The sequence below is a fragment of the Paenibacillus allorhizosphaerae genome (genome assembly GCF_042659105.1).
Lineage (GTDB): Bacteria > Bacillota > Bacilli > Paenibacillales > NBRC-103111 > Paenibacillus_G > Paenibacillus_G allorhizosphaerae.
In genome coordinates this window covers 1-2,824 of sequence record NZ_JBHSRV010000055.1, presented here as the reverse complement: position 1 = coordinate 2,824, position 2,824 = coordinate 1, and the positions used below count along the sequence as shown (strand labels likewise).

1 rRNA gene is annotated in these 2,824 nt (G+C 54.6%); it reads right to left on the bottom strand.

Features of this window, described 5'->3' with window-relative positions:
- Window positions 1-2,821, bottom strand: a 23S ribosomal RNA gene (locus ACFQI7_RS37670); the annotation flags it as partial.
- Between the last annotated feature and the right edge of the window lie 3 nt (window positions 2,822-2,824).

Sequence of the window (2,824 nt, the reverse complement as noted above, 5' to 3'; positions counted from 1 at the left end):
TGGGAAATCTCATCTTGAGGGGGGCTTCACGCTTAGATGCTTTCAGCGCTTATCCCGTCCGTACTTGGCTATCCAGCCGTGCTCCTGGCGGAACAACTGGTACACCAGCGGTACGTCCATCCCGGTCCTCTCGTACTAAGGACAGCTCCTCTCAAATTTCCTGCGCCCGCGACAGATAGGGACCGAACTGTCTCACGACGTTCTGAACCCAGCTCGCGTACCGCTTTAATGGGCGAACAGCCCAACCCTTGGGACCTACTTCAGCCCCAGGATGCGATGAGCCGACATCGAGGTGCCAAACCTCCCCGTCGATGTGGACTCTTGGGGGAGATAAGCCTGTTATCCCCAGGGTAGCTTTTATCCGTTGAGCGATGGCCCTTCCATTCGGTACCACCGGATCACTAAGCCCGACTTTCGTCCCTGCTCGACCTGTTTGTCTCGCAGTCAAGCTCCCTTATGCCTTTGCACTCTTCGAATGATTTCCAACCATTCTGAGGGAACCTTGGGGCGCCTCCGTTACATTTTAGGAGGCGACCGCCCCAGTCAAACTGCCCACCTGACACTGTCCCCGTACCGGATCACGGTACCAGGTTAGAACTCCGATACGATCAGGGTGGTATCCCAACGGCGCCTCCACCGATGCTGGCGCACCGGCTTCTTAGGCTCCCACCTATCCTGTACAGATCGTACCAAAGTCCAATATCAAGCTGCAGTAAAGCTCCATGGGGTCTTTCCGTCTTGTCGCGGGTAACCTGCATCTTCACAGGTATTAAAATTTCACCGGATCTCTCGTCGAGACAGCGCCCAAGTCGTTACGCCATTCGTGCGGGTCAGAATTTACCTGACAAGGAATTTCGCTACCTTAGGACCGTTATAGTTACGGCCGCCGTTTACTGGGGCTTCGGTTCACAGCTTCGGATTGCTCCTAACCGCTCCCCTTAACCTTCCAGCACCGGGCAGGCGTCAGCCCGTATACTTCGCCTTGCGGCTTCGCACAGACCTGTGTTTTTGCTAAACAGTCGCTTGGGCCTTTTCACTGCGGCCCCCTCGGGCTATTCACCCTACCGAGGCACCCCTTCTCCCGAAGTTACGGGGTCATTTTGCCGAGTTCCTTAACGAGAGTTCTTCCGAGCGCCTTAGCATGCTCTGCTCGCCTACCTGTGTCGGTTTGCGGTACGGGCACCTTCTCCCTGGCTAGAGGCTTTTCTTGGCAGCTTGAACTCATGACCTTCGGTACTGCAATTTTCCCTCCCCATCACAGCCCAGCCTTACGATACGCGGATTTGCCTACGTATCAGCCTCACTGCTTGGACGAGCATCCATCAGCTCGCGTCACTATCCTTCTGCGTCACCCCATTGCTCATAACGGTTCACGGTGGTACAGGAATTTCAACCTGTTGTCCTTCGACTACGCCTTTCGGCCTCGCCTTAGGTCCCGACTTACCCTGAGCGGACGAACCTTCCTCAGGAACCCTTAGGCTTACGGCGGATGAGATTCTCACTCATCTTTTCGTTACTCATACCGGCATTCTCACTTGTAACCAGTCCACCGGTCCTCACGATCCGACTTCAACCCGATTACAACGCTCCCCTACCCAAGAGCATCTTCGATGCTCGAGCCATAGCTTCGGTGGTGTGTTTAGCCCCGTTACATTTTCGGCGCAGAGTCACTCGACCAGTGAGCTATTACGCACTCTTTCAATGGTGGCTGCTTCTAAGCCAACATCCTGGTTGTCTGTGCAACTCCACATCCTTTCCCACTTAACACACACTTGGGGACCTTAGCTGATGATCTGGGCTGTTTCCCTCTTGACAATGGATCTTAGCACTCACTGTCTGACTCCCGGGATAAAGTCTGTGGCATTCAGAGTTTGACTGGACTTGGTAACCCTTGGCGGGCCCCGCACCCAATCAGTGCTTTACCTCCACGACTCATCTCCCGAGGCTAGCCCTAAAGCTATTTCGGGGAGAACCAGCTATCTCCGAGTTCGATTGGAATTTCTCCGCTACCCCCACCTCATCCCCGAATTTTTCAACATTCGTGGGTTCGGGCCTCCAGTGCGTGTTACCGCACCTTCACCCTGGACAGGGGTAGATCACACGGTTTCGGGTCTACGTCTGCAAACTTAAGCGCCCTATTCAGACTCGCTTTCGCTGCGGCTCCGGCTTCTCGCCTTAACCTTGCCTGCAAACGTAACTCGCCGGTTCATTCTACAAAAGGCACGCCATCACCCATGAACGGGCTCTGACTTCTTGTAAGCACACGGTTTCAGGTTCTTTTTCACTCCGCTCCCGCGGTTCTTTTCACCTTTCCCTCACGGTACTGCTTCACTATCGGTCGCCAGGGAGTATTTAGCCTTGGCAGATGGTCCTGCCGGATTCCCACGAGGTTTCACGTGTCTCGCGGTACTCGGGATCCGTCTAGGGATACGTTTGTTTTTGGTTACGGGGCTGTTACCCTCTCTGGCCGGCCTTTCCAGACCGCTTCGCCTAACAAACTTTTCCCACATTGACGTCCCACAACCCCAGGGGGCAAGCCCCCTGGTTTGGGCTAATCCGCTTTCGCTCGCCGCTACTGACGGAATCACTTTTGTTTTCTTTTCCTGAGGGTACTTAGATGTTTCAGTTCCCCTCGTCTGCCTCTGCACTACCTATGTATTCAGTAGTGAGTACGCATCAATTACGATGCGTGGGTTTCCCCATTCGGACATCCCCGGATCAAAGCCTGCTTACGGCTCCCCGAGGCGTTATCGTTGTTCGCCACGTCCTTCTTCGGCTCCTGGCGCCTAGGCATCCTCCGTGTGCTCTTATTAGCTTAACCAAA